The organism is Lactiplantibacillus sp. 7.2.4 (assembly GCF_018991185.1).
In the GTDB taxonomy this organism is placed as follows: Bacteria; Bacillota; Bacilli; order Lactobacillales; family Lactobacillaceae; genus Lactiplantibacillus; species Lactiplantibacillus pentosus.
The window spans coordinates 76228-98264 of sequence record NZ_JAGYGS010000002.1 but is presented as its reverse complement, the minus strand read 5'-3'; the positions used below and the strand labels follow the sequence as shown (position 1 = coordinate 98264).

The 22037-nt window shown below is 47.4% G+C and carries 24 protein-coding genes; 10 read left to right on the top strand and 14 right to left on the bottom strand.

Annotation, left to right across the window (positions count from 1 at the left end; translation table 11 throughout):
- The first annotated feature begins 4 nt into the window (after positions 1–4).
- From KGF70_RS01225 to KGF70_RS01215, 3 genes are all read left to right on the top strand, one after another.
- Complete coding sequence (locus KGF70_RS01225) at positions 5–364, top strand: HIT family protein (protein WP_088770876.1); 360 nt, start codon at positions 5–7, stop codon at positions 362–364.
- A 157-nt stretch (positions 365–521) separates the two neighbouring features.
- The gene (locus KGF70_RS01220) at positions 522–1085 is read left to right on the top strand and encodes an NUDIX hydrolase (RefSeq protein WP_050339727.1); all 564 of its coding nucleotides are present in this window, start codon (positions 522–524) and stop codon (positions 1083–1085) included.
- Between the two features lie 14 nt (positions 1086–1099).
- Positions 1100–1702: a sugar O-acetyltransferase gene (locus tag KGF70_RS01215; protein WP_216767723.1), complete on the top strand. Its 603-nt coding sequence runs from the start codon at positions 1100–1102 to the stop codon at positions 1700–1702.
- Between the two features lie 79 nt (positions 1703–1781).
- On the opposite strand, the gene KGF70_RS01210 is transcribed toward KGF70_RS01215, so the two are convergent.
- The 3 genes from KGF70_RS01210 to thrC all read right to left on the bottom strand — a co-directional run bounded on the left by KGF70_RS01210 (position 1782) and on the right by thrC (position 4796).
- Entirely contained in the window at positions 1782–2417 is a 636-nt protein-coding gene (locus tag KGF70_RS01210; RefSeq protein WP_101873035.1) for a pentapeptide repeat-containing protein, read from the bottom strand.
- 73 nt (positions 2418–2490) lie between these two features.
- Positions 2491–3288, bottom strand: a complete 798-nt coding sequence (locus KGF70_RS01205) for a Cof-type HAD-IIB family hydrolase (protein ID WP_159258714.1) — start codon at positions 3286–3288, stop codon at positions 2491–2493.
- A gap of 14 nt (positions 3289–3302) precedes the next feature.
- Positions 3303–4796: a threonine synthase gene (thrC, locus tag KGF70_RS01200; RefSeq protein ID WP_216786385.1), complete on the bottom strand. Its 1494-nt coding sequence runs from the start codon at positions 4794–4796 to the stop codon at positions 3303–3305.
- A 1131-nt stretch (positions 4797–5927) separates the two neighbouring features.
- On the opposite strand from thrC, the gene KGF70_RS01195 reads away from it, so the two are divergent.
- A complete protein-coding gene (locus KGF70_RS01195; RefSeq protein WP_216767721.1) occupies positions 5928–7652 on the top strand; it encodes a glycoside hydrolase family 13 protein in 1725 nt (574 codons plus the stop codon).
- 374 nt (positions 7653–8026) lie between these two features.
- On the opposite strand, the gene KGF70_RS01190 is transcribed toward KGF70_RS01195, so the two are convergent.
- Positions 8027–8344 (bottom strand): hypothetical protein, encoded by a 318-nt coding sequence (locus tag KGF70_RS01190; RefSeq protein WP_003639467.1) that lies wholly within the window; start codon positions 8342–8344, stop codon positions 8027–8029.
- A gap of 194 nt (positions 8345–8538) precedes the next feature.
- Here KGF70_RS01190 and KGF70_RS01185 point away from each other — a divergent pair, with 194 nt between their 5' ends.
- The 3 genes from KGF70_RS01185 (at position 8539) to KGF70_RS01175 (ending at position 11412) form a co-directional block, all read left to right on the top strand.
- Complete coding sequence (locus KGF70_RS01185; protein ID WP_050339717.1) at positions 8539–9177, top strand: LVIS_2131 family protein; 639 nt, start codon at positions 8539–8541, stop codon at positions 9175–9177.
- A gap of 212 nt (positions 9178–9389) precedes the next feature.
- Positions 9390–9902, top strand: a complete 513-nt coding sequence (locus tag KGF70_RS01180) for a hypothetical protein (protein ID WP_050339716.1) — start codon at positions 9390–9392, stop codon at positions 9900–9902.
- Between the two features lie 325 nt (positions 9903–10227).
- A complete protein-coding gene (locus tag KGF70_RS01175; RefSeq protein ID WP_216767720.1) occupies positions 10228–11412 on the top strand; it encodes a MalY/PatB family protein in 1185 nt (394 codons plus the stop codon).
- 42 nt (positions 11413–11454) lie between these two features.
- Here the strand turns inward: KGF70_RS01175 and KGF70_RS01170 are convergent, their stop codons facing one another.
- Both KGF70_RS01170 and KGF70_RS01165 read right to left on the bottom strand, forming a co-directional pair.
- On the bottom strand, positions 11455–11637 hold the full coding sequence (locus KGF70_RS01170; protein ID WP_050339713.1) for a hypothetical protein: 183 nt from the start codon (positions 11635–11637) through the stop codon (positions 11455–11457).
- A gap of 238 nt (positions 11638–11875) precedes the next feature.
- The gene (locus KGF70_RS01165; protein WP_216767719.1) at positions 11876–12202 is read right to left on the bottom strand and encodes a hypothetical protein; all 327 of its coding nucleotides are present in this window, start codon (positions 12200–12202) and stop codon (positions 11876–11878) included.
- A 170-nt stretch (positions 12203–12372) separates the two neighbouring features.
- Between KGF70_RS01165 and KGF70_RS01160 the strand changes: the two genes are divergently transcribed.
- Positions 12373–12849, top strand: coding sequence for a hypothetical protein (locus tag KGF70_RS01160; protein WP_225083285.1), 477 nt, complete (start codon positions 12373–12375; stop codon positions 12847–12849).
- A 134-nt stretch (positions 12850–12983) separates the two neighbouring features.
- Here KGF70_RS01160 and KGF70_RS01155 read toward each other — a convergent pair whose 3' ends face one another.
- Both KGF70_RS01155 and KGF70_RS01150 read right to left on the bottom strand, forming a co-directional pair.
- Complete coding sequence (locus KGF70_RS01155) at positions 12984–13400, bottom strand: GtrA family protein (RefSeq protein ID WP_105921732.1); 417 nt, start codon at positions 13398–13400, stop codon at positions 12984–12986.
- A 78-nt stretch (positions 13401–13478) separates the two neighbouring features.
- Positions 13479–13715: a hypothetical protein gene (locus KGF70_RS01150; RefSeq protein ID WP_050339708.1), complete on the bottom strand. Its 237-nt coding sequence runs from the start codon at positions 13713–13715 to the stop codon at positions 13479–13481.
- 582 nt (positions 13716–14297) lie between these two features.
- Between KGF70_RS01150 and KGF70_RS01145 the strand changes: the two genes are divergently transcribed.
- Positions 14298–14768, top strand: coding sequence for a universal stress protein (locus KGF70_RS01145; RefSeq protein ID WP_050339706.1), 471 nt, complete (start codon positions 14298–14300; stop codon positions 14766–14768).
- 128 nt (positions 14769–14896) lie between these two features.
- Here the strand turns inward: KGF70_RS01145 and KGF70_RS01140 are convergent, their stop codons facing one another.
- Genes KGF70_RS01140 through KGF70_RS01115 form a run of 6 tightly spaced genes read right to left on the bottom strand, consistent with a single transcriptional unit; the run spans position 14897 to position 19838 of the window.
- A complete protein-coding gene (locus tag KGF70_RS01140) occupies positions 14897–15706 on the bottom strand; it encodes an ABC transporter permease (protein WP_216767718.1) in 810 nt (269 codons plus the stop codon).
- Positions 15696–16574, bottom strand: coding sequence for an ABC transporter ATP-binding protein (locus tag KGF70_RS01135; RefSeq protein ID WP_065674838.1), 879 nt, complete (start codon positions 16572–16574; stop codon positions 15696–15698). Before KGF70_RS01135 ends, KGF70_RS01140 begins: the two co-directional genes overlap by 11 nt.
- Entirely contained in the window at positions 16571–16942 is a 372-nt protein-coding gene (locus tag KGF70_RS01130; protein WP_003639455.1) for a GntR family transcriptional regulator, read from the bottom strand. Before KGF70_RS01130 ends, KGF70_RS01135 begins: the two co-directional genes overlap by 4 nt.
- 27 nt (positions 16943–16969) lie before the next feature.
- Positions 16970–17245, bottom strand: a complete 276-nt coding sequence (locus KGF70_RS01125; RefSeq protein WP_003639454.1) for a hypothetical protein — start codon at positions 17243–17245, stop codon at positions 16970–16972.
- Between the two features lie 22 nt (positions 17246–17267).
- Positions 17268–19049, bottom strand: a complete 1782-nt coding sequence (locus KGF70_RS01120; protein ID WP_216767717.1) for an FtsX-like permease family protein — start codon at positions 19047–19049, stop codon at positions 17268–17270.
- A 30-nt stretch (positions 19050–19079) separates the two neighbouring features.
- Positions 19080–19838 (bottom strand): ABC transporter ATP-binding protein, encoded by a 759-nt coding sequence (locus tag KGF70_RS01115; protein WP_088770888.1) that lies wholly within the window; start codon positions 19836–19838, stop codon positions 19080–19082.
- Positions 19839–20275: 437 nt separating this feature from the next.
- On the opposite strand from KGF70_RS01115, the gene KGF70_RS01110 reads away from it, so the two are divergent.
- Positions 20276–21250 (top strand): asparaginase, encoded by a 975-nt coding sequence (locus KGF70_RS01110; protein ID WP_216767716.1) that lies wholly within the window; start codon positions 20276–20278, stop codon positions 21248–21250.
- Positions 21251–22037: the final 787 nt, after the last annotated feature.

Here is a 22037-nt window from a genome sequence, read left to right as displayed (position 1 = left end):
CGCGATGGCCTGTATTTTTTGTCAGCCACAACCGTATATCTTAGAAAATGACTTAGCGGCGGCCTTTTATGACCTGCATCCGGTGAGCCCGGGACACCTATTGATCATCCCTAAGGCGCACTACGCGACGTATTTTGATGTTCCTGAAACGACACGGACGGCGATGTTAACGTTACTCGACCAAGCGAAAGTCATGCTCGATGAAGCACGGCATCCGGATGGTTATAATATTGGCATCAATGTCGATGCGGCTGCTGGACAAACCGTGATGCACTGCCATATTCATTTGATTCCACGCTACCACGGTGACGTGCCGAATCCAGCTGGGGGCATTCGCAAGATGCTGCCTCACGAGGCGCAGTAACATTAAAACGCTGATTGGATTTTAGTCATTGGTGCGGATGCGGCCTGGTCAAAATTTATCATGAAGTAGCAAGTTTTCAATTAAGAAATTTTTGATTAAGAAGTTTCCAAATTAAGAAGTTTCCACTTTAAGAAGTCAAACAAAGGAGCCACAACAAATGGCAGATATATTTGAAAAGGTCGGTCGGCCCGGCAAAGTCTTGTCGACGACACCGGTCTATCATGGGCCAATTTTTGATTTGGTCAAACAGACGATTGAAACGCCGGATGGCTTGGAAGTCAAACGTGACTTGATTCAACACGGAAATGCCGTGACGATTTTGGCGATTACGGCGGATGACCAGGTCGTGTTAGGCTCAGAATACCGGGTTGGCCGCAACGCGGAGACGATTAGCTTGCCGGCTGGATTAATCAATCCGGGCGAAGATCCTTTAACGGCGGCGAAACGTGAGCTGCAGGAAGAGACGGGCTACGTGGCCCATGATCCGCAAGTGATGACCGAAATCAGTTCTTCAGAAGGCTTCACCAATGAGACGGTCAGTCTGATTTTGACCCACATCGACCCGAATGAACGGGCAGAACGGCATTTTGACGCGGATGAGTACGTCAACACGCAGCTCGTGCCACTGGACAAGGTCATTGACTTACTTCGGCAAGGTCAGATTCACTCGGCCCAAGGCATCTGTGCCTTGACTTGGTATTTGAACTTTATCCGTAAATAGGAGTGTGAACGCGCATGGACTTAGATGAAAAATTTGCTTATATGGCGACTGGCCAACCGTACCGGGATACCGATGATGAGTTGACGGCCATCCGCGACCAAGCGACCTTGACCACGAATGCGGTCAATGCGACGGCTGACTTAGCAACCAAAGAAACGCTGCTGCGCCAACTGGTCGGTTCGGCTGGCAAACGACCCTTCGTCAATCCTAATTTTCGGGTGGAGTTTGGGCGCAACATTCATTTAGGCGATGACTTCTACGCCAACTATGACTGTGTCATGCTGGATGGCGCACCGATTACGATTGGCGACCACGTCTTGTTGGGACCTAAAGTCGGGTTGTACACTAGTAACCATCTATTTGATGCGACAGAGCGGGTCAATGGCGGCTGCATCGCAAAGCCAATCACGATTGGCAATGATTGTTGGTTAGCCGCCAATGTGACCGTTTTACCAGGGGTCACGATTGGCGACCATACGATTATTGGTGGCGGTAGTGTGGTCACCCACGATATTCCAGCGAATGTGATTGCGGCCGGTAATCCGTGTCAGGTGATTCGTCCGATTACGGCCGCTGACAAGACCGGTTATACTGGGGAACAATTTAAATTATCATGATGAAGTCAAAAACAGCCACATTCTTAGGCATGTTCAATGCAGAGAATGGGGCTATTTTTATACAGCTATGACCATAAAATCAAGGCTTGACCTTAATCCCAATCAGAGCAGCGGCCAGATAAGCGGCTTGTGAAGAATTGACGATCATACCGCGGGCTGCGGCAGCGTCAAGTTCGAGACGCTCAAACTTGCAAGTGCTCAGATCGATATTTTTGAGGGCAGTATCGTTGAAGGCAACTTGGTCCAGGTCGCATTCGTTAAATTTGACGCTCGCCAACCGATTGTTCATAAAGCTGGTACCGTTCAGGCGACAGTTCGTAAAGGTCACGGTTTTGAACCGCATATCGCATAACATGGCTAAGTCGAGTTGGCAGTGGTCGAAGGTGACATTATTGAGTGCGGCCTCGTTCAAATCGATGCCGACTAGCTTGCAATCCTTGAACTGAACACGCAGCCAGCTCGCTTTTTCAAACTGACCATTAGAAAAGTCGCAGTTGGTAAAGATGGAATCAGTCAGGTCAAGCCGTTCAAAGCGGCTCGCCGTAAACCGAACTTTTTCAAAGCTGACATGGTCCAGCATCGGGTGCTCGATGCGCTGTTGGCTAACATCTTCTTCACTGACTTGAATATTGCTCAAGCTGCGGTCTTCATCTTGTAACAGATCAAAAAAGGAGCCACGCGTTAAGTCTGCTGGAATAATGCGGGGAGCTTGCATAAAGGACACCTCATTCGTTTGATTTTAGGTATTTTCGCTAAAAAAGAAGCCTGCAAGAGGCTCCTTTTGCGTGTTATTCAAAGTAGTTCTCGAGAAAGACAGCGACCCCGTCTTCGTCATTCGACAACGTGTCAAAATCAGTCGCAGCTTTGACTGCCGGAATTGCATTTGCCATCGCCACGCCAACTTTAGCAGCGGTTAGCATCCCTAAGTCGTTTTCTTCATCACCAAAAGCCATGAGATTATCATAGTTTTCATCAAAGTGACCAAGGAGCTGCTTCAACCCACTGGCTTTATCAGTATGTGGTGGCAGAAATTCCAACAACGTTCGCCGCGAAGGGACCACGTGGAAGAAGTCAGTGATTTGACTTGGCAATTGGGCTTGGACGGTTTTGGCATCCTTACCAGCGCTAACGACTTTGCCGAATAAATCATCATCGGGCAGGTCCGCAAAAGTAACGTTTTGAAACGGCATCAGGCCCTTCAAGAAGTCTTCGTACGGTGATTTACCGAGGTCGGTGATGGAATAGACTTGCTTTAAATCGATCACATCTAAGTAGAAATGGTCGCGTTGGGCTTGTTCAAACAGCGGTTGTAGGTCCTTCTTGGTAACGCTCGTCCGTGCCAACACATCGCCGGTCGTGTTCTGTTGCACGAGCCCACCATTAAAAGTGATGGCGTAGTCGCTCGGTTGCGTCAGTTCCAGTTGGGCCAAGTAGGGCTGAATCGCCTTAATTGGCCGGCCAGTACACAGTACGATGCGTTTGCCAGCCGTGTGGAGTTGTTTCAGGACGGCCTCGGTGCGTGGCGAAATCGTCTTGTCAGAAGTGAGCAACGTGTTATCTAAGTCTAAAGCAATTGTCGTAATCATTCTAGTCACACTTTCTAATTGAGATTTAAAATTGATTCGATTGTCGCACCCATTTTATCGACGGCAGCGACCCGATTATGACGAACGGGAGCCGTACGTAACGCGGTGACCGTTGGTGGAATCGGCGTTTGAATCAGGTCATGCAGTTGGTCGACCGCAGTCAGGCCATCGACCGTCGTGGGTTCTCCCGTAATCGCGGTCAAAACGGCCTGCGGGAACTTATACGGACTGGCCGTTGAAACGACCACCATTGGCCGCTGATCCTTAGTCGCATTGCGATACTGCTTGGCAACTGCGGAAGCGACGGCCGTGTGTGGGTCAATCGTATAGTGATGGGCGTGATTTAAGTGGTGAATTTCGTCCTGATCCTGATTTTCAGTTACGAAGCCTGCCCAGAAGTCGGCTAAGTTGGTGCGCATTTCCGGCGTAATCGTATAGCTGCCCTTAGTTTGTAAGTCTTGCATGAGTTGGGCCGTTGCCAGTGGATCCTCACCTGTCAGATAGAAAATCAAGCGTTCCAGATTACTGGAAACCAGGATGTCCATTGAAGGCGAACTCGTCAAATAAAACTCACGATTTTTATCATAAGTCCCGGTGTTGAAAAAGTCTGTCAGGACATTATTACGGTTTGAGGCACACACTAATTTGTGAATTGGCGTGCCCAGTTGTTTGGCATAGTAGCCAGCTAAAATGTCCCCAAAATTCCCAGTCGGTACACTGAAATTGACGGCGTCGCCATTTTTGATGTGTCCCTGGTGAATCAATTGGACGTAAGTGTAGACGTAGTACGCCACTTGCGGGAAGAGCCGGCCGATGTTGATCGAATTTGCACTAGAGAATTGATACTGTTGGTCGGCTAAACGTTGGCGTAATTGCGGGTCGTTCAGTAACTGTTTGACCGTCGTTTGCGCTTCATCAAAATTACCATTGATGGCAACAACGTTCGTATTGTCACCAGTTTGGGTAATCATTTGTTGCTTCTGAATCGCGCTGACCCCGTCCTTAGGATAGAAGACGATGATCTTCGTCTGGTCAACATCCGCAAAACCAGCCATGGCCGCTTTACCAGTATCCCCAGAAGTCGCTGCTAAAATAACGATTTCGGATTCCAAGTGGTTCTTTTTGACGGCAGTCGTCATTAAATGCGGTAAAATCTGCAGTGCCAGGTCCTTGAAGGCAATCGTTGGTCCATGAAACAATTCAAGGTAATACTGGTTGCCGTGCTTCGTGACCGGCGCGATGGCGGGGTCATCAAATTGATCGCCGTACGCAGCATCGATGCAGGCGTGCAGTTCTTCAGCGGTATAGTCGGTGAAAAAGAGCTTTAGGACCTCGTAAGCCACTTCTTGATAACTCATATTGGCAAGTTGCTCGAAGTCAAAGTCGGCGGTCGGAAGGGTGACCGGAACGAACAAACCACCATCTGGCGTGAGGCCTTGCAAGACGGCCTGTGATGACGTCATAGTGTGGCTTGCAGTTTCCCGGGTACTGCGATAAAGTGTGTTCATAGATAACGTCCTTTCAACTGATTTTGACTAAATCATACACTAAAAATACGACGAACGGGGACGTTTTCACCAAAATCATCAGGATAATTTTAGTGAATTGGTTACAAAATCAGACGTGTTGTGCTGGTTAACTTGTCATGAATTATGATTAAAACGTGCTATTTTACAAGTTCAAGTGCTGCCAGCTGGGACCCGCTGGAAACAGTGCGAGCTAGCGTAAATTTTCTGTTGTGGCTGCGTCCTATTCCGGCTTCCAGGCATTTCTGACAACGCTGGAACGCGATGGACACAGATTTAAGCCGACAACCCACGTCTTAAATGCTGGTCTTCCACTAACCAAGCCAAAGACGCTTGCTAAGTGGAATTTCATCGCTGAGCATTGTCAGAAACGCCTTCCAGCCGGGGATAGTATTCGAAAGGCAGACATGTGCGAAATCAACTTTTTGTCGAATTAGTCGTTGGTTCCTTGATACATGGAAATTTTGATATTCAACTGTTAGACTGGCTCTAACAATAACTAAACTTTTTACCAGCACTTAAAGACTTCCGACAAGCGGTTTTACTGAATTTACCAGTATCTTCTCTAGTCGTCTGAGATAACCAAGTCTTGAATTCTAAACGAAGGTATTTTGTCGACTAAGTTCAACACCAGTTGCCATTGAAACTAATATCGTTAAGCTAAGTGACTTATATTTAAGTAATCTTCACAGAATTCAACTGCCTTAAAGCATCAATGATACCGATTAAAAGTTTGTCTGAAGGACCAGGCGCCTAATATTCAGTGGTCAATTGCACCCAGATAGGTGGCCGTTCATCTGTCATTCGAGCGGGTTCCCGACTGGAGGGGCTGGCTGACAATGCTCAAGGGCGAAATTCTTCTTGTCCGGGTGGTCTTCCCGGGCTAGAAGAAGACTCGTATTTGAAATTGCGCAGTGCTTTTCTGCGTGAGTTCAAATCGATGTCCGCCCTGTTCCAGCGTTGTCAGCCAGCCCCGGAGGTCGTAATAGGGCGCGCCTCCGCCGACGAACAGCAATCCAACTTAGCACGTTTCAATCATCATTAATGCTAAAGAATAACCAACACAACGCGTAAAATAATGTAAACGATTACAGAAAAGGAGCTTTATTCAATATGCAACTAGCTGGAATTAGTCATCGTCCTGAAAGCGAAGATACCGCGGTACTGGCGGACCATCAGTTACAGGTCCGGATTCAAACGGCGCGTGATGACATCGCTCAGGTCGAACTTTTATTTGCGGATTCCTATTTATGGCAGGAAGGAACCACCGACTTGCAACGGGTGGCCTTAGCGCCTGGATTGGCAACGCAGAGCAATCAATATTGGCAAGCCACATTGACCGTTCCGACGAATCGGGTCGTGTATGCCTTCCTATTGACGGATACGGCCGGTCGGACAATCGGTTACGGGGAGGGCGGCTTCTTTGCGGATGATCCCACCAATTGGCAGACGGTCGCCAATTATTTCCACATGCCTTATTTACATGTGAGCGACGCGGAATTACCGCCTGCCTGGGTCAAGGATACTGTCTGGTACCAAATCTTTCCAGAACGCTTCGCGAATGGTGACGCCCACAATGATCCCGCTGGCGTTCAACCATGGGGCGCGGGGACGGTCAAACGGGACTCGTTTTACGGTGGCGACTTAGCCGGTATTATTGCACACTTGGATGATTTAGCCGCACTGGGTGTCAATGGCCTCTATTTATGCCCGATTTTTGCCTCACCGTCAAATCATAAGTACGATACGATCGACCACTTTGAAATCGACCCGCATTTTGGGACGAAGGCCGACTTTCAAGCACTGGTCGACGGGGCCCACGCCCGCGGTATGCGCGTGATGCTAGACGCCGTGTTCAATCATTTTGGCGAACAATCACCACAGTGGCAAGATGTCATCAAACACGGGCAACAGTCGCGCTTTGCTGACTGGTTCCATATTCATGGCTGGCCAGTGGGACGTGATCCGCAGACCCACCAATTGAATTATGAAACGTTTGCAACGGGTGCTGCCATGCCAAAGGTGAACACCCAAAATCCGGCCGTTCAGGCTTATCTAATTGATGTGACCAAGTACTGGGTCGAACAGTTTGGCATCGATGCTTGGCGCTTTGATGTCGCGGATGAGGTCGACCATGGCTTTTGGCGTCAACTGTGTGGGGCCTTACGGGCAGTCAAACCTGATATTTATCTCTTGGGCGAATCGTGGCACAGCAGTCAAGCGTTGGTCGGCAACGGTCAATTCAATGCGGTGATGAACTATCCGTTGACCCAGCCAATTTTGGCGCTATTTAATGGTAAGTTGAGCTTGGCGGACTATGTTGGCAAGACTAATCTGGAGCTGATGATGTATCGCCAACCCAACCAGCAAGCAATGTTCAACGCACTGGATACGCATGATACGCCGCGGTTGCTGACGACGTTACATGATGATCTCACGAAGTTTAAATCCGCATTGGCACTACTGATGTTATTGCCTGGGAGTCCCTGTGTCTATTATGGGACCGAAGTAGCAATGGCTGGTGGTGCTGATCCGGACAATCGGCGGTGCATGAACTGGCATCCGGATGACCAAGCGCAACAAGTTCGTGAGTTTGTGACCGCACTGATCAAGTTCCGGCGGCAACAGGCGGATTTTTTAGCAACTAGTACGTTAATCTGGTCGATTGAAGACCAGTGCTTGACGTTGACCCGCACGGACGCTGAACAAACGATTACCGGCCACTTTAATCTGGGCACAACGGCCGTGGCCGCAACCACGACGCCTGCATCACTAATGGCGGCGGGCGTCGTTGGTGGTCAGTTGACGGCAGGCGGATTTGAGCTGACTTTGGCCTAAGGTTTGGACTGAGTCGGCTGATTAAAAAACGAGTTGAAAATGGTTTTGTAGGCTGAATTAAGGGCCTCAAGACCATTTTTTTGCCTTCAACGAGGATAGTTAAGGCTTGGCGGGTGACTGCACTTTAAGACGTAATGGCGAAGCAGATGGTGCCTAATGTTGGGGTGTCACGCCCTTTGGTCAAGTTGACTAAAATTATCTGGTCAGTAGCATGAGCGGTTAAAGGCTGATTAGCACATTTTTGCACAAACCGGTCACTGAAGGGTACGTCTTGCTGATGAGCGCAAAATCGTGTTGAACCAGAGCGGGGTGGGGGTAAAAGTTGGCAATAAAAAACGCCTAGAATGACTTCTAGACGTGACCTGAGTTAACCTTTATTTGGCAGCTTCAGGCTTGATACCGCGGCCTTGAATGAACTCGATGACAATCAAGACCACGTAGCAGATTAAGACGATGCCTAACAGATTAGTCGTCTTAACGGTGCTGGATAACCAGTAATATTGCCAGTCTTGATTATTAAAGACCCACCAAACTAACAGCCCGGCTAAGGCACCTAAGGTATTCATAATTGCAATAAAGAAAATGTTGCCGTTTTGTTTTTGGCTTGCCCAGTAAGCGGAGAGGATGGCCATCCAGACACCCCAGACGATCAGACCAACCACAACGACCCAATAAATCAGTGATGCGATCATGTGTACGCCTTCTTTCTACAAGTTAATAACTTTATTTTACCATGAATCCGTTAACATTGGCACCGTTTCCAGTGATTATTTTCACAATCTACTCTGTGAAGATTAGGGGTGAATTTGTTGGATTACTTGTTATTTGGGAGCGGATTATTTACAATTAGAACATAATAATGTAATTGAGAAAGGGTTGGCAATCAATGACTTCTGCATGGAATTGGATTGGAATCATTGCTTGGATCATCGTGTTGGCGTTAGTTGTGTGGGTCTTTCACCATATTCGCGTCCGGCGCATCAAAATGATCGTAGAGCGTAAGCACACATTTGAATGGGGAAATCTTCTTATTACCGCTGTCGAATTAGTCGTCAGTCTAGGATTGCTAGTTGGGATGGGCTACGTGACGTTCAGTAATCAAGTCAACCTCACCGATTCAAAGGATGTCAAAGTTTCATATTCGGTCGAACCACTCGTGTTGCGTGTCGGGACAAACGGCTCGTATTACGTCACGGTTGACCGTGGCACGACCAAGAAGCCGGTTCATATTTACAATTACTGGGTCGATGGCGCCAAGTACACCGTTTCTAGCAATAAAGCAACGGTCGTGACGAATCTGTCACAGGTTAAAGTGGCCGATGCGGGGATTCCGTGGTCGCAGAAGCAATTGGCCAAAGAAGACCGGAAGCATGAAAAAGCCTATGCCATGAAATTGACGGCGACCTATCAACCGTCGTTCTGGAACGGTCTCGGCATGCACGTTGGCCATCAAGCCATGACGCGCTGGTTGATTCGAGTCCCTGCACAGTCGTTCATCAATACCGCGGATGTGCAAACTAATTAATAATCTGATTGAGAAAATGAATCGAACCTTGTGCTTTTTGGTAGCCAAGATTCGATTTTTTTCATACACTTATTAAAAGTTGTTAAATATTCACAACACCACGCTTTTTTTTGGATTCTTATCATAAATGTAGGGTAAAATGAAATTGTTATATTTTTATAGACTAATTAATTTATCTGCTTAATCATATGACTGAGAGAAGGAAAAATTTGATGATTAACGAACCAACAAGTAGTCCACTATTTGTTTGCGGTATTATTGGTGATTCAACGGCCATGGTTCTTAACAAATGCCTAACCGGACCGTTTAAAAATCGTTATGACCTGGTAACGGCGCCAGTGACGACGCGGGCCACATTGAGTGAGTCCGTTAGTCAAATCGCACAATTACAAACTGGATTAAAAACCATTATTTCCAAGCAATTGGGGACCATCCAATTGACGATTCCAGCACTCGCAGCATTAGAACTACCAACAAGCTTGATTAATATTTATTATTTACTAGAACCCGTGGGTGGGCAATTATTGACCAAACGGCCCGCTTATACCGAGGCTGTCTCGGACGGTGCAGTTCGCGTTCCCTTAACAGAATTGACTTGGGCGAATAGTTCGCCGCGGGTCATGCAAGCCAAGCGCTTTTTGCAAACGGGGGCGTTCCCAACTGCTGAACAGCGCTTGGATGGATACGAAGTTGCGAGTGAACCGCAGTTTGAAATCGTCGGTTGACATTTCAGTGGCGACGTTGTAATTTAGTACCAATGTAAAAATGAAATGTTGATGAGAAGAGTAGCCGGTCATGGATGTTCAGCGAGTCAAAGAAGTGGTGAGATTTGACGATCAGTGGCTGGTGAAGATGAACTCGGAGTTGGCTAGCGGTTGACGCTGTTAGTCCGGATTGACCACCGGTACCCTGGTTGAACGTGACGATTAAGTTGCGCGAGTGACAGGCAGCTGTAATGTAGGTGGTACCGCGGAGTATAAACTTCGTCCTTAGAAGATAAACTAAGGGCGAAGTTTTTTTGATGCATGTTAATGAAAGAAGGACGATGGAATGGATAAGACAGCATTTATTAAGCAATATGCAACGACTCGGCAACATACGGATTCACTCAAATGGGACGCGCTACAAACGCGTTATGGGGATGCGGATCTGTTACCAATGTGGGTCGCAGATATGGAGTTCAAGGTACCCGAAGCAGTCACGCAGGCCTTGCAGGAACGGGTCGCGCACGGTGTCTACGGGTACTCGATTACCCCGGATTCATATTATCAAGCCTTGATTGACTGGCAGAAGACCCGCCACGGCGTTACGCTCAAACGGGACTGGATCCGTTTCGGCAGTGGGGTCGTTAATTCACTGTATGCACTGGTCAATATCTTGACACAACCGGGTGATGGCGTCTTGATTTTGACGCCGGTCTACTATCCATTCTTCAACGCTGTCCGGGATAATCATCGTCAACTCGTCACGTCTGAATTACGCAATGACCAGGGCCATTACACGATTAATTTTGACGATGTGGAACGCAAAATCAAAGCCAATGAGGTCCGACTGTTTATTCAGTGCTCACCGCATAATCCGGTCGGCCGCATCTGGACGGAAGCGGAACAGACACGCTTGTTAGCGTTATGCGAACAATACCACGTCCTCGTCATTTCTGATGAGATTCATCAGGACTTAGAAATTGACCGGGCAGCCCATCCGTTCCAGTCGGCACTGTCCGTTGCGGATGGGCGCTTCAATGACCGGCTAATCGTGGTCAACGCGCCATCAAAGACGTTCAATATTGCGGCACTGTTAAACTCGCACATCATTATTCCAAATTCTGAGTTACGGCAGCGCTACGATGATCAGATTGGCCGTTTCAGTCAGACAGAAATTAGTGTGTTGGGGCAGGTCGCCGGTAAAGCCGCCTACCAGTCTGGCGCCGAGTGGCTAGACCAAGTGTTGGCCATCATCCGCGATAACTATCATTATTTGCAAACGACTTTTGCCGCTCAGGCGCCGAAGTTGGTATTGTCGGAGTTGCAAGGCACCTATCTGACGTGGCTGGATTTACGAGCTTATGTCCAGCCAGAAAATGCTAAAGCCTTTATTCAAGATCGATGTCATATCGCAGTTGATTTTGGGGAATGGTTCAGCCCAGCTGATAAAGGCTTTGTGCGGCTCAATCTGGCCACTGACCCTAAGAACGTTCAGGAAGCGGCCAAACGGATTGTTGCTTGTTTAGTTTAAAGCTTATCAAAAAAATTCCGACACCAGCGTGTTGGAATTTTTTTAGCGACTTTTATTAGTGACGGTACGTCGTTTGAGCAATCGGCGTCGATTGATTTCTCGGCGGATGAAGGAGTAAGCAATCAAGCCCAGTGCCAATACGCCGATAATAATTGCAGTCTTCACGAATCCGAAAATCCAGAAAAACACCGCAATAGCAAAGGTACAGTATACGATTAAGAACATGGGAGCCCTCCTTCGATCGAATGGTTAAGTTATTTTATAAAACCATTGTATCGAGAAAAAATAGCTATCCCGTGATTGAAATTTGAATTTTCTGTTAAGGATTGCAAGATTGTCCCTAAATTGGCTTGATTTGTGCTGACCATGAGTGATTAGTTAGAATTCTAGTCGAAATGTGAACAAGTCGAGCACACGTGAGCCAGTTAATTGGTCATGAATTATGACCGAGGTAAACCCATAATCAGTCCCGGAAGTGCCGATGCAGCCGCCGTTCGTTGGCCTGGGCTAATTGATCAGTCGTCAGTTGATAGGTGGTGGCAGCTTGAAGTTTTGCTAGGCCGACCTGAATTGCGCCTAACTGGGCGGTATCACTAGCTTGAGGGCCTAACTTTTCCGTGAGGGTCGATAATAGCGTCAGTTCAGGTTGGAGCGTTTCTGCAACTTGCTGGTCGTATTGCGATTGGCTCAGACTGTGGGTTTGCCAACGCGTCACCCGGCTCAGTAAGTTCAGCATTTGATTGGTTAGTAAGTTCAGTAAATAGTCCGTTTCTTGATTCGTTAGGGTCATCAGCAGGACCTCCAATAATAAAGTAAGCTCACTCAAATATTAGCATGAGTAAGGTCAATTTAATTACTATTTTAATAATTTCGGCCGAAATGTGCTGATTTTGAGTTTCAATCGTCTTTTAGTTTGTGAAGCGTGCTACATTATCAGTAATTGAATGAAAGGAGTGAACAATGATGATTGGGCATATTACAGCAATGCGACCCGATTATGATGTCGGCATCTTGACTGATTTTCACGGTCGGCACTTTAAATTTCGACTCACGGCGGTTCAACCCGCGAGCGCCTTGCATATTGGTGCGGAGTTTTTCTTTGATCCGCAGTTGACAGCAGCCGGTTTAGTTGCGGTGCAATTACGGTACCAGCACCACGATGGCACTTGCTTGTCAGTGCGGCCACCGACTGAAGTGGACCAGCCAGTCGTCGTCAGAATCGGTGAGTTAGTCTTGAACGTTGATGATATTCAGTACTATGCCTTGACGACTGATCAGGCTGAGATTCGAAACGGATACGCGTCATCTGCTCGGCATCTCGTCATCAAGATGCGGGGCGGCCGCCAATTCATCTTCTATAATTGGGATGGTGTCAATATTGATGATGTGGTCACAAAGCTAGCGACGTTACATACTGTGCAACGCCAATTTGGTTGAAAGGCAGAAATCAAAAAAGACGTCCGTTTCATACAGCCAGGGCTGGTGAAATGGGCGTCTTTTGGCGATTCAAGCGTCTCGGCTGCTGGCAACGGTGTGAGCAGTTGATTGCTAGCGAGCAAGACTTTAAACGGCTAATGTTGGCGGTCTTTAAAAATAAAGAGCTTGCTGAAGAACCAGTTGAGTAACACGATAATAATTTGGTCGATTAATTTCACAAGCAGACTGTTGCCGTGCAGGACGGAAATCCCGACGATCATAATTCCTTGGTCAACAAAGTAGCTGAGTAGCCGAAAGCCGAAAAACGAGGTCATTTCGGCTAATACCGCACGAAACGTAGGTGTGTGTGATTCAAAGACCCACCGTTTGTTGGTCACGTAGGCGAAGAGGACTGATAGTAACCAGGCAATCGTATTGGCAATCCAATACGGCCAGAATTGGTCGAAGATGCCAAACACGATAAAGTTGATAACGGTGGTTAAGCCCCCGAAAATTAAATAGGACAGCACACTTTGATAGCGCCGCCAGAGTTGTATGATAAATTGCACCACTAGTAAATTACCCTCACTTTAGCTAATTAATAACTAGCTACCATCCTATCATATAATCCGGTCTGGCGTTGGATAAATTTAGTGTTGAGTGAGCTGGTGGCAGCGCGCTTCAAAGGCGTCATGGGCGGCTGCGAAGTTCGTAAATTGAATCCGTTCAACCGTCAGTGTTCCTAGAGTGGTTGTGGCGCTGACTTTTAATAGAAATAAATGTTGACCAAAGCGCTGCTTGATCAGTTGTAGTTGATATGAAAGGTCATTATTGATCACGATCGTGTGATTTGCCATTAAACCTGGTTGCATTCCCAAAGCAATCATTCAACCCACCCCCAGTGATTAATTTTTATTGTAAGCAGCGATTGTAAATATCGAATGTTGTTGCTGTAAATTTTGTGTAAAGTTGGGGTGAGGGAATCAAAGGTTTCTCAGAGTGCGAGGTTCAGACGGGTTGGGACTGAGGATTAGCCTAGCTAGAGCGTTAAGCGGCGAACTTCCGCTTGGCGTTCTGGCGTAGCTAACCGGAAGTCCCAGTCTGACCCGAACACGTTTCATCCATATCGCAGGCAACGTGGAAGACCAGTATTTAAGACGCGGGGGTCTCGGCTTAAATCTGTGTCCACCATGTTCCGACCATTACCCAGAATACTTGCAAGCCGGAGTAGGATGTGACTAGCCATCAGTTTTATGCTAGCTCGCTTTGTTTTCAGCGGGTCTCGGCTGGCTGCTTTTGAACTTAAGAACTAGTGTGTTTTAATCATGATTCACGATAAATAATAACGAGCACAATGCGTAACCGATGAAAAAAACATAGCCAAACACCACCCGCTTTTGAAAATGACAACGCATTCAATGGCGATAAATGTTAAAATAAGGTTAGTAGATGGAAAGGGCGTGACGTAAATGTTACAAGAATATTCGAATATTTTAGTTCCCCTAGATGGTTCAGAGCAAGCGGAAATCGCACTGGATAAAGCGGTGGCGGTTGCTAAGCGGAATGACGCGCACATTGACGTGTTAGCTGTCATTGATCCTGGACAGTTTGGCTATAATTTGGCCGGGCTAGCTGATGGCGATATTACGTATCAGCTCGTCCAAGATTCAGAAGCCTATTTGAAAGAAACGGTCGGTCAAATTAAGAAGGATGGCTTCGATGACATTGACTTTCACATTCGGATGGGTAGCCCCAAGCCAATTATTTCACAGGACTTCGTCAAGGATCATCATAACGATTTGATTATGATGGGTGCGACTGGCCTGAACGCGGTTGAACGGGTGCTTGAAGGTTCTGTGACGACCTATGTGCAACGTAACGCACTGACTGACGTGATCGTCGTTAAAACGGATTTGGAAAACACGCAAGTTGAAAAGTAACCGCTACGTCAATCCGTCATCACTGACTGATAAATCAGCGGTTTACGACCAAAAACAATACTTTGAATAAATCAAAAAATACCTGAGCTGACTTTTAACAAGTCGTGCTCAGGTATTTTGCGTAGCATTTAGTTTCTAATCCGTAATTTACGATTGAACAGGTAAGCCAGTGTTCCGATAACGCCACAACCAACTAACATGGTAATCAATGGCATAACCGGGTTGAAATAGCCGGCGTCGGCTGGCCCATGACTGGGGTAACCCACTAGGAATTTCAGGAAGGCTTCTAAACCAGTGTAGCTAAAACTGGATTGACTGCGAACTATCACCACCGCGAGTAACCAAATTGCGATGACGCCTAGAATGGGCGCCCCAACAATCAAGATGGTTTTGGCCCATTTGCCGAATAGGGCGAGCAGGGTGCCACAAGCCATGCCGGTCAAACCAGTTCCAATGTAGAAAATCCAATTAAAGATGAGATTCAGGGCAACGTTAAGCGTGACATTGGATCCAAAAGCGTAGGCGTAAAGCGAGGTCCCCGTCTTTAATAGGGCCTGTTGCGTGCTCCAATGCATGTAAGGGGCGTGAATGGCGAAGTAATAAATTCCGCCGACAATCACGCACAGGGCACTGAATAAAATCAATGATAGCAGGCGCGCACTGAAGTACGTGCGCCGCGAAATCCCGTTTTGAATGAACAGCTTGAAGTTATCGTAGGTCAAAGCGCCGAAGATAAAAATCAATAGGAAGAATAGGGCCCCTGGATTCAGATTAGCAATATCTCGTAAGAACTGGTAATGACCAATATTACCGGTCAGCAAGGACACCAACAACGGAAGAACGATAAACAATCCAATCAGAGTGAGAATCGACCAACCAGCCAGTTTTAACTGGTCCAACAACAAATAACGGGTGGTCCGTTGTACTTTAGTTGACATGAGTGGCGGCCTCCTCCTTGGTGTTAGTCAGGTTGATAAAAAGTTTTTGCAGGTCGAGATGTTCAATCTTGACGGTGTCTGGAATTGGCCGATTATCATCTAAACCGCCATAGACATAGTGGGCCGTGATTCCACCCAGTGCGTCTTGACCGATAACGTTGAGGCCGTTCGTGTAGGCGACGACATCCGCCTGTGGCCCCGTGACGGCGTACGATTGCGCGAGGATATCGGAGACATCGCCATCAATCACGATCTGATGCTGGTCGAGCACGAAGACGTGTTCAACGATGTTGGCGATTTCGTCGATCAGATGGGTCGAAATGACGAAGGTCCGCGGATGCTCACTGTACGTTTCGATAAGTTCTTGGTAGAAGATCTCACGATGATTGGCATCCAGACCGAGGACGGGTTCGTCCAAGAAGATGTAGTCGGCCGGCACACAGAGCGCCACGATCAATTTAAAAATCGTACGGTATCCCGTCGACAATTTACCGAAGCGGGTGTTTAGGTCGAGTCCAAATGTCTGGGCTAATTTTTCAGCGTAGGCGAAATCAAAACTACCGTACAAATAAGCGGTCGTTTTGAAAAGTTGCTTGACGCGTGCTCGGTCAGAATAGAGGTTCACTTCACTCATCAAGTATAGTCTGCCCAAGGTCCGGTCGTTGTCCCGCATGGATTCGTCATCCATCGTCACGGTACCGCTATCGGCAAAGATGCGATTACTGATAATGTTCAGCAAGGTGCTTTTCCCCGCGCCATTGCGGCCCAACAGTCCGTAAATCGTGTTAGGTTCGATGGTCAGGTTAAGTTCATCCAGAACGACCTGACTGTGAAAGGCCTGTTTGACGGCCTGAACTTGAATACTCATGATTCAGAAAACCCCCGTTCAATTAATTTTGCTAGTTCAGTCTGAGTGATGTGCAATTTCTGCGCTTCACTGACTAATTTTTTGACGTAATCCGCATAAAATTGGTCGCGCCGTTTGTCAACAATGCGTTGTTGCGCACCACTGATGACGAACATCCCGACCCCCCGACGTTTTTCAATCAATTGGGCGTCGACTAGGATGTTCATGCCTTTTAAAACGGTCGCAGGATTGATATGAAATTCTTTAGAAATCTCGGTTGTCGAAGGAATTTGCTCACCTTCAGCGAAGGTTTCAGTAAAGATAGCTTCTTCAATTTGGTCGGCAACCTGCAAGTAAATTGGTTCCGTACTATTAAAGTTGAACTGCATTCTATTCACCTCATTGCAGTGATTGCCCTATTTCGTTGTGACCTTATGCTGCGGCTGGTGCAGTTGTCGTTCGGTACGGTCGATGCGAGCAGCGATCCAACTAGAACCTAGGAGGAGGGTGCCCAGAACGGCTAAGAGCACGTCTTGGTGTTCAAAGACGACCTGGGAGGCAAGTCCGAGGTTGACGCCCAGCCACAAGAGCGGCATGAGCGCGCCTAACCAGAATTGACGACGATTTGCGAGCGCGTAACGGTGTAATGGTGTAATAACGATTAATAAAGCGACTAATCCAAAGTATACCATGATTGTTCCCTCCTCTAAAAGGTTATTCTAAAACGATGCGCCGGTAGATGGTGATGGTTATCAGATAGTACAACAGGTACAGGCCAGCGAAGATTAAGAACGGTAGCCAGATGCCCGTGTAAGGTGACGTGACCATGATGACTTTAAACATTTGTAAGCCGAACAAGACGTGAACGATCCCCACGATACCGGGTAAGATGAACAGTACGGCGATTTCCTTGTTGATGGCATCGGTCAATTGACGACGGGTCGTACCGACTTTATCAAGCATGGCATACCGATGTTGGTCAGCGGCGGCCCCAGATAAAATTTTGAACATCAGACAACTAGCTAACATGGCTAAGAAGGCGATTCCGAGGAACATCCCTATGAATTCAAGGCCGGAATACATACTATTGACGAGTTGATACATCGCATAGCGACCACCGTATTGCTCAGGATTCGTGGTGTGGAAGTGTTCCTTTGCTAATTTGGCAAGTGCGCTGCGGTGTTCAAGGACACTGTTGGTCGTGAAAACGGTCAGGCGTTGTTCAGGCTGGGCGAGCTTCGCGTAAGCCGTTTCGGACAAGAAGACTGGTGTCGTTGCGGCCATGGTACCGCCTTGAAGCTGGGTCAGTTGATAGTTGTCAAACGACTTTTGTAACTTAGCGGCATTATTTTGAACTGGTTGGTAGTCCAATTGATGCTTGTTTTGCATTTTGATGGTCGTGAAGGGCTGTTGGTTGAATTCAGCCGCACGATAGTAAGTCACTTTTTTAGTCGCTTTAAAATGATAAGTGTGGGTCGTCTTTGGCTTCATAGCCGCGATTTGTTGACGCTCAGACTTGGTCGTGTTAACGAGGCCCATATCATAGGCGTTGTTGGCGTTGGCCATCAGTGGGATCTGGCTGTGAAAGCCCATCCCGACTGTGATGGCACCCAGTGCCAGTGCGAATAACATGGCGACGATCGATAGCATCTTAGTGTAATTACGGATGCGAAAACTCAGCTGAGAAAGCGTGAAGCCGTTTAAGCCCCGTTGTGCGAACTTGAACCGTTTCAGGGCGACCATTAGCCAAACGAAGATGGCGTTAAATAGCAGGTACGTGCCTAAAACGATGGTGACTAGGGCAATACCGATACCAGCCAGCACGAGTGTTTCCAAGTTAGCCATAGCCCAGTAACCAATCGCAATGGAAATCAAGCCTACGATGACTTCGAGCAATTGCCGCATTGGTTTGAGTTGCGGTCGGTTGGGTTGATCGTTACTATGGAGCAGCTTCAAAGCAGGGGTCCGAGTCAGGGCAATCAGGTTGAAGACGCCGGCAATCAGGAATAAACCGACGTACAAGAGAATCGTGACGAGTGCGGCGGGTGCGTACCAAGCGGCAAAGCGGTGTAGCGTCAGGCCTAAACTGTTGATTAGGATTTGACTTACGCCGGCAGTCAGGGCAGTTCCGACTAGGATACCGACAATTGTCGCAGTAACGCCGACCAGTAAGGTTTCCAACCAAATCAGCTGCCCAATTTTACTTTTACGCGCACCGACCATCATAAAGAGGCCGTAGTCGCGTTTGCGCATGCTGAGTAAAAATGAGTTGGCATAGCCGATATAGACTAACGTGATAATCGTCAGTAAGACTGAGCCGAATTGGAAGATAAAGCCGACCATACCGATGCTGGTGTTTTGTTTTAAGAACGCGTTGTTGGTGGCGAGGGCTTCAAACATGTAGAAGATAGCACTGGACATGATCAGTCCTGAAAATAGGACCAGATAATCGCGCCAGCGGTGTTTGAACCCGGTCATGGTAAGTTTAGTTAACATCGTGATAAAACTCCTTTTGATTAATTTCGCTTATTGTTCAAACGTCCCGAGGTTATCAAGCACTTGTTGATAAAAGTCGCTCCGACTGGCCGTTCCCCGTTTCAGTTCTTGTCCAATCTGTCCGTCTTTGATGAACAGGATCCGTTGGCAGAAGCTAGCTGAGAAGGGGTCGTGAGTTACCAACAGGATTGAGACGGCCCGTTCCTGGTTGATTTTGGTAAATAAATCAAGCAATTCCCGCGCGGACTTGGAATCTAGTGCGCCGGTCGGTTCATCACCAAAGAGAATTGCAGGATCATTGATGAGGGCCCGTGCCGCTGCGACCCGTTGCTTTTGACCACCAGAGAGTTCGTTTGGATAATTCGTGAGGAATTCTTGAATACCTAACTGTTGGGCTACTTTTTCGACGGCCGGTTTGATTTGCTTGCTAGGTGTATTTTGCAATGACAGCGGCAAGGCGATGTTTTCATAAGCCGTCATCGTTTCTAATAAGTTGAAGTCTTGGAAGATGAACCCAATCTCCTTGGCACGAAAATCGGCCAGTTGGTTGCCTTTTAAACGGGTGATGGGTTGCTGGCGAATCGTGACTTCACCACTAGTTGGTTGGTCTAAAGTGGCTAGCATGTTCAGTAGCGTGGTCTTCCCAGAACCAGAGGCCCCCATGATGCCGACAAATTCGCCGGGTTGGACATTGAAGTCGATGCCCTTCAAGGCTTCGTATTGTTTGCTGCCGGCCTTACCATACGTTTTGTGCAGGTCGTTGACAGTCATAATCGGTGTCGTTGTCATTTTGTAAAACTCCTTTTGGGTTGTTAGTTTGTTATTTGGTTAATTACTTATGTAACTAACTATAAAGGTGACTAGCTATTCTGTCAAACATAATTTGTCTTTTGATAGCCGCTTGCGGGTGAAAAGTCAGCTATGACGGGGGATTAGCACGATAAAATAATTAGCGGAATTTAGCGATTGGTTGATGATTTGGCCAACTTGAGGTTAGTTAGTTCGGTCAAAAGTGAGTCACCAAGTAACTAAGTAACTAACTGACTAACGAATCAGTGGCGATCTTTTTTAGGTGGTGTTCGTTGTGAGGATACGTTGTATGAGAATCTAAGGAAGTTGACATGAAGAAGCGGTGAGGGCGGATTGCAATTCTAAGATGGCAGGCCTAAAATAATTTTTACTGAAGATGCGGATGATCCGCACATGATAAGACAGGAGGAGCTAACGTGAAAAAGATTTTGGTACTACATACCGGTGGTACGATTGCCATGTCGGCGGATGAAGCTGGCAACGTGACGCCCGGTGCAGAAAATCCGTTGGACAATTATCAATCGTCATTCGGTGCCGATATTGAGTTGGAAACTGAAGATGTCTTCAATGTTCCTTCACCCCACATTACGCCTGAACGGATGTTGCAACTGAAGCAACGCATCGATAAAGCGGCCCACGAAGGTGTTGATGGCGTGGTGGTCACCCATGGAACGGATACATTAGAAGAAACGGCTTATTTTTTGGATTTAACGTTACCGAATGAGCTACCAGTCGTGATTACCGGTGCGATGCGCTCGGCCAATGAAATCGGGTCGGACGGGTTGCATAATTTAGAAACAGCGATTCAGACAGCTAGCACGCCAGATGCGGCCGAAAAGGGCGTGCTCGTCGTGATGAACGATGAGATTCACTCGGCCCGTTACGTGACGAAGACCCACACGACCAACGTGGCCACTTTCCGGACACCCACTTTTGGGCCAATCGGATTAGTTGCCAATAAAGGCGTGGTCTTCTTCGAATCACTACTGCGTTCAACGGTCTGCCCGATTCAAAGCGTCACTGACAATGTCTTCTTAATTAAAGCCTATGCCGGGATGGGGCCAGAATTATTTGATGCCATCGCACAATCAACGACGCACGGGGTCGTGATTGAGGCGCTAGGCGCGGGTAACTTACCACCGGCAACCTTGCCAGCGGTTCAAAAACTTTTGGATATGCAGATTCCAGTCGTGCTCGTTTCACGGTGCTTTAACGGAATTGCGCAAGACGTTTACGCTTATGAGGGTGGCGGTGTGCAATTGAAGCAGATGGGTGTGATTTTCTGCCAAGGCTTGAATGGTCAAAAAGCACGGATCAAACTACTAGTCGGCGTAAGTGCCGGCATGTCAACAGACGAACTAGCACGCTTTGTGGCGACGGCGAACTCTTAAATCGGGAGCTAGTGCCTTGAAGCGCGTTGTGCTAGTTATTCTTTAGCATCAAAGATGGTTAAATCATGACATTTCTTAAGTTCAAAAGCCGCCAGCCTAGACCCGCTGGAAACAGTGCGAGTTAGCGTGAACCTGCTGTTGTAGCGACGTCCTACGCCGGCTTCCAGGCATTCTAGGCAATGGCCGTGACGTGGTGGACACAGATTTAAGCCGACAAACCACGTCTTAAATACTGGTCTTTCACGCTGGCTGCGATATGGACGAAACGTGTTCAGGTCAGACTGGGACTTCCGGTTAGCTACGCCAGAACGCCAAGCGGAAATGCACCGCTTAACGCTCTAGCTAGGCTAATCCTCAGTCCCAACCCGTCTGAACCTCACACTCTGAGAAGCACTTGGCCTTGCCCAGAATACCTTCCAGCCGGGATGGTATTCGAAAGGCAGACATGTGCGAACTCAACTTTTTGTTGGATTAGTCGTTGGTTCCTTGGTACACGGGGACTTTGATATTGAACTGTCAGATTAGTTTCTAATGATAACTAAGCTTCCTAACCCATGCTTTAACTTTTCGAATCAACAGTTTCACTGAATTTGTCAAAACTTTCCCTAGTCGTTTGAGATAGCAAAGTTTCAAATTATAAACGAAGGTAATTTATCAACTAAATTCAAGACTAATGTCCGTTGAATCTTGCGAATAAAATTCAACTGTTTTTTCAATGATTAAGTGTGATAAAGCATTATTGAGGCCAATTAAAAGTTTGCCTGAAGGACCAGTCACTTAATATTCA

Coding starts and splice junctions, on each gene's coding strand:
- KGF70_RS01120 (WP_216767717.1), bottom strand. CDS start 19,049: ATGTTAACTAAACTTACCATGACCGGGTTCAAACACCGCTGGCGCGAT.
- KGF70_RS01180 (WP_050339716.1), top strand. CDS start 9,390: ATGATTAACGAACCAACAAGTAGTCCACTATTTGTTTGCGGTATTATT.
- KGF70_RS01170 (WP_050339713.1), bottom strand. CDS start 11,637: ATGTTCTTAATCGTATACTGTACCTTTGCTATTGCGGTGTTTTTCTGG.
- KGF70_RS01160 (WP_225083285.1), top strand. CDS start 12,373: ATGATGATTGGGCATATTACAGCAATGCGACCCGATTATGATGTCGGC.
- KGF70_RS01215 (WP_216767723.1), top strand. CDS start 1,100: ATGGACTTAGATGAAAAATTTGCTTATATGGCGACTGGCCAACCGTAC.
- KGF70_RS01185 (WP_050339717.1), top strand. CDS start 8,539: ATGACTTCTGCATGGAATTGGATTGGAATCATTGCTTGGATCATCGTG.
- KGF70_RS01145 (WP_050339706.1), top strand. CDS start 14,298: ATGTTACAAGAATATTCGAATATTTTAGTTCCCCTAGATGGTTCAGAG.
- KGF70_RS01150 (WP_050339708.1), bottom strand. CDS start 13,715: ATGATTGCTTTGGGAATGCAACCAGGTTTAATGGCAAATCACACGATC.
- KGF70_RS01140 (WP_216767718.1), bottom strand. CDS start 15,706: ATGTCAACTAAAGTACAACGGACCACCCGTTATTTGTTGTTGGACCAG.
- thrC (WP_216786385.1), bottom strand. CDS start 4,796: ATGAACACACTTTATCGCAGTACCCGGGAAACTGCAAGCCACACTATG.
- KGF70_RS01190 (WP_003639467.1), bottom strand. CDS start 8,344: ATGATCGCATCACTGATTTATTGGGTCGTTGTGGTTGGTCTGATCGTC.
- KGF70_RS01130 (WP_003639455.1), bottom strand. CDS start 16,942: ATGCAGTTCAACTTTAATAGTACGGAACCAATTTACTTGCAGGTTGCC.
- KGF70_RS01125 (WP_003639454.1), bottom strand. CDS start 17,245: ATGGTATACTTTGGATTAGTCGCTTTATTAATCGTTATTACACCATTA.
- KGF70_RS01115 (WP_088770888.1), bottom strand. CDS start 19,838: ATGACAACGACACCGATTATGACTGTCAACGACCTGCACAAAACGTAT.
- KGF70_RS01220 (WP_050339727.1), top strand. CDS start 522: ATGGCAGATATATTTGAAAAGGTCGGTCGGCCCGGCAAAGTCTTGTCG.
- KGF70_RS01205 (WP_159258714.1), bottom strand. CDS start 3,288: ATGATTACGACAATTGCTTTAGACTTAGATAACACGTTGCTCACTTCT.
- KGF70_RS01225 (WP_088770876.1), top strand. CDS start 5: ATGGCCTGTATTTTTTGTCAGCCACAACCGTATATCTTAGAAAATGAC.
- KGF70_RS01175 (WP_216767720.1), top strand. CDS start 10,228: ATGGATAAGACAGCATTTATTAAGCAATATGCAACGACTCGGCAACAT.
- KGF70_RS01210 (WP_101873035.1), bottom strand. CDS start 2,417: ATGCAAGCTCCCCGCATTATTCCAGCAGACTTAACGCGTGGCTCCTTT.
- KGF70_RS01165 (WP_216767719.1), bottom strand. CDS start 12,202: ATGACCCTAACGAATCAAGAAACGGACTATTTACTGAACTTACTAACC.
- KGF70_RS01195 (WP_216767721.1), top strand. CDS start 5,928: ATGCAACTAGCTGGAATTAGTCATCGTCCTGAAAGCGAAGATACCGCG.
- KGF70_RS01135 (WP_065674838.1), bottom strand. CDS start 16,574: ATGAGTATTCAAGTTCAGGCCGTCAAACAGGCCTTTCACAGTCAGGTC.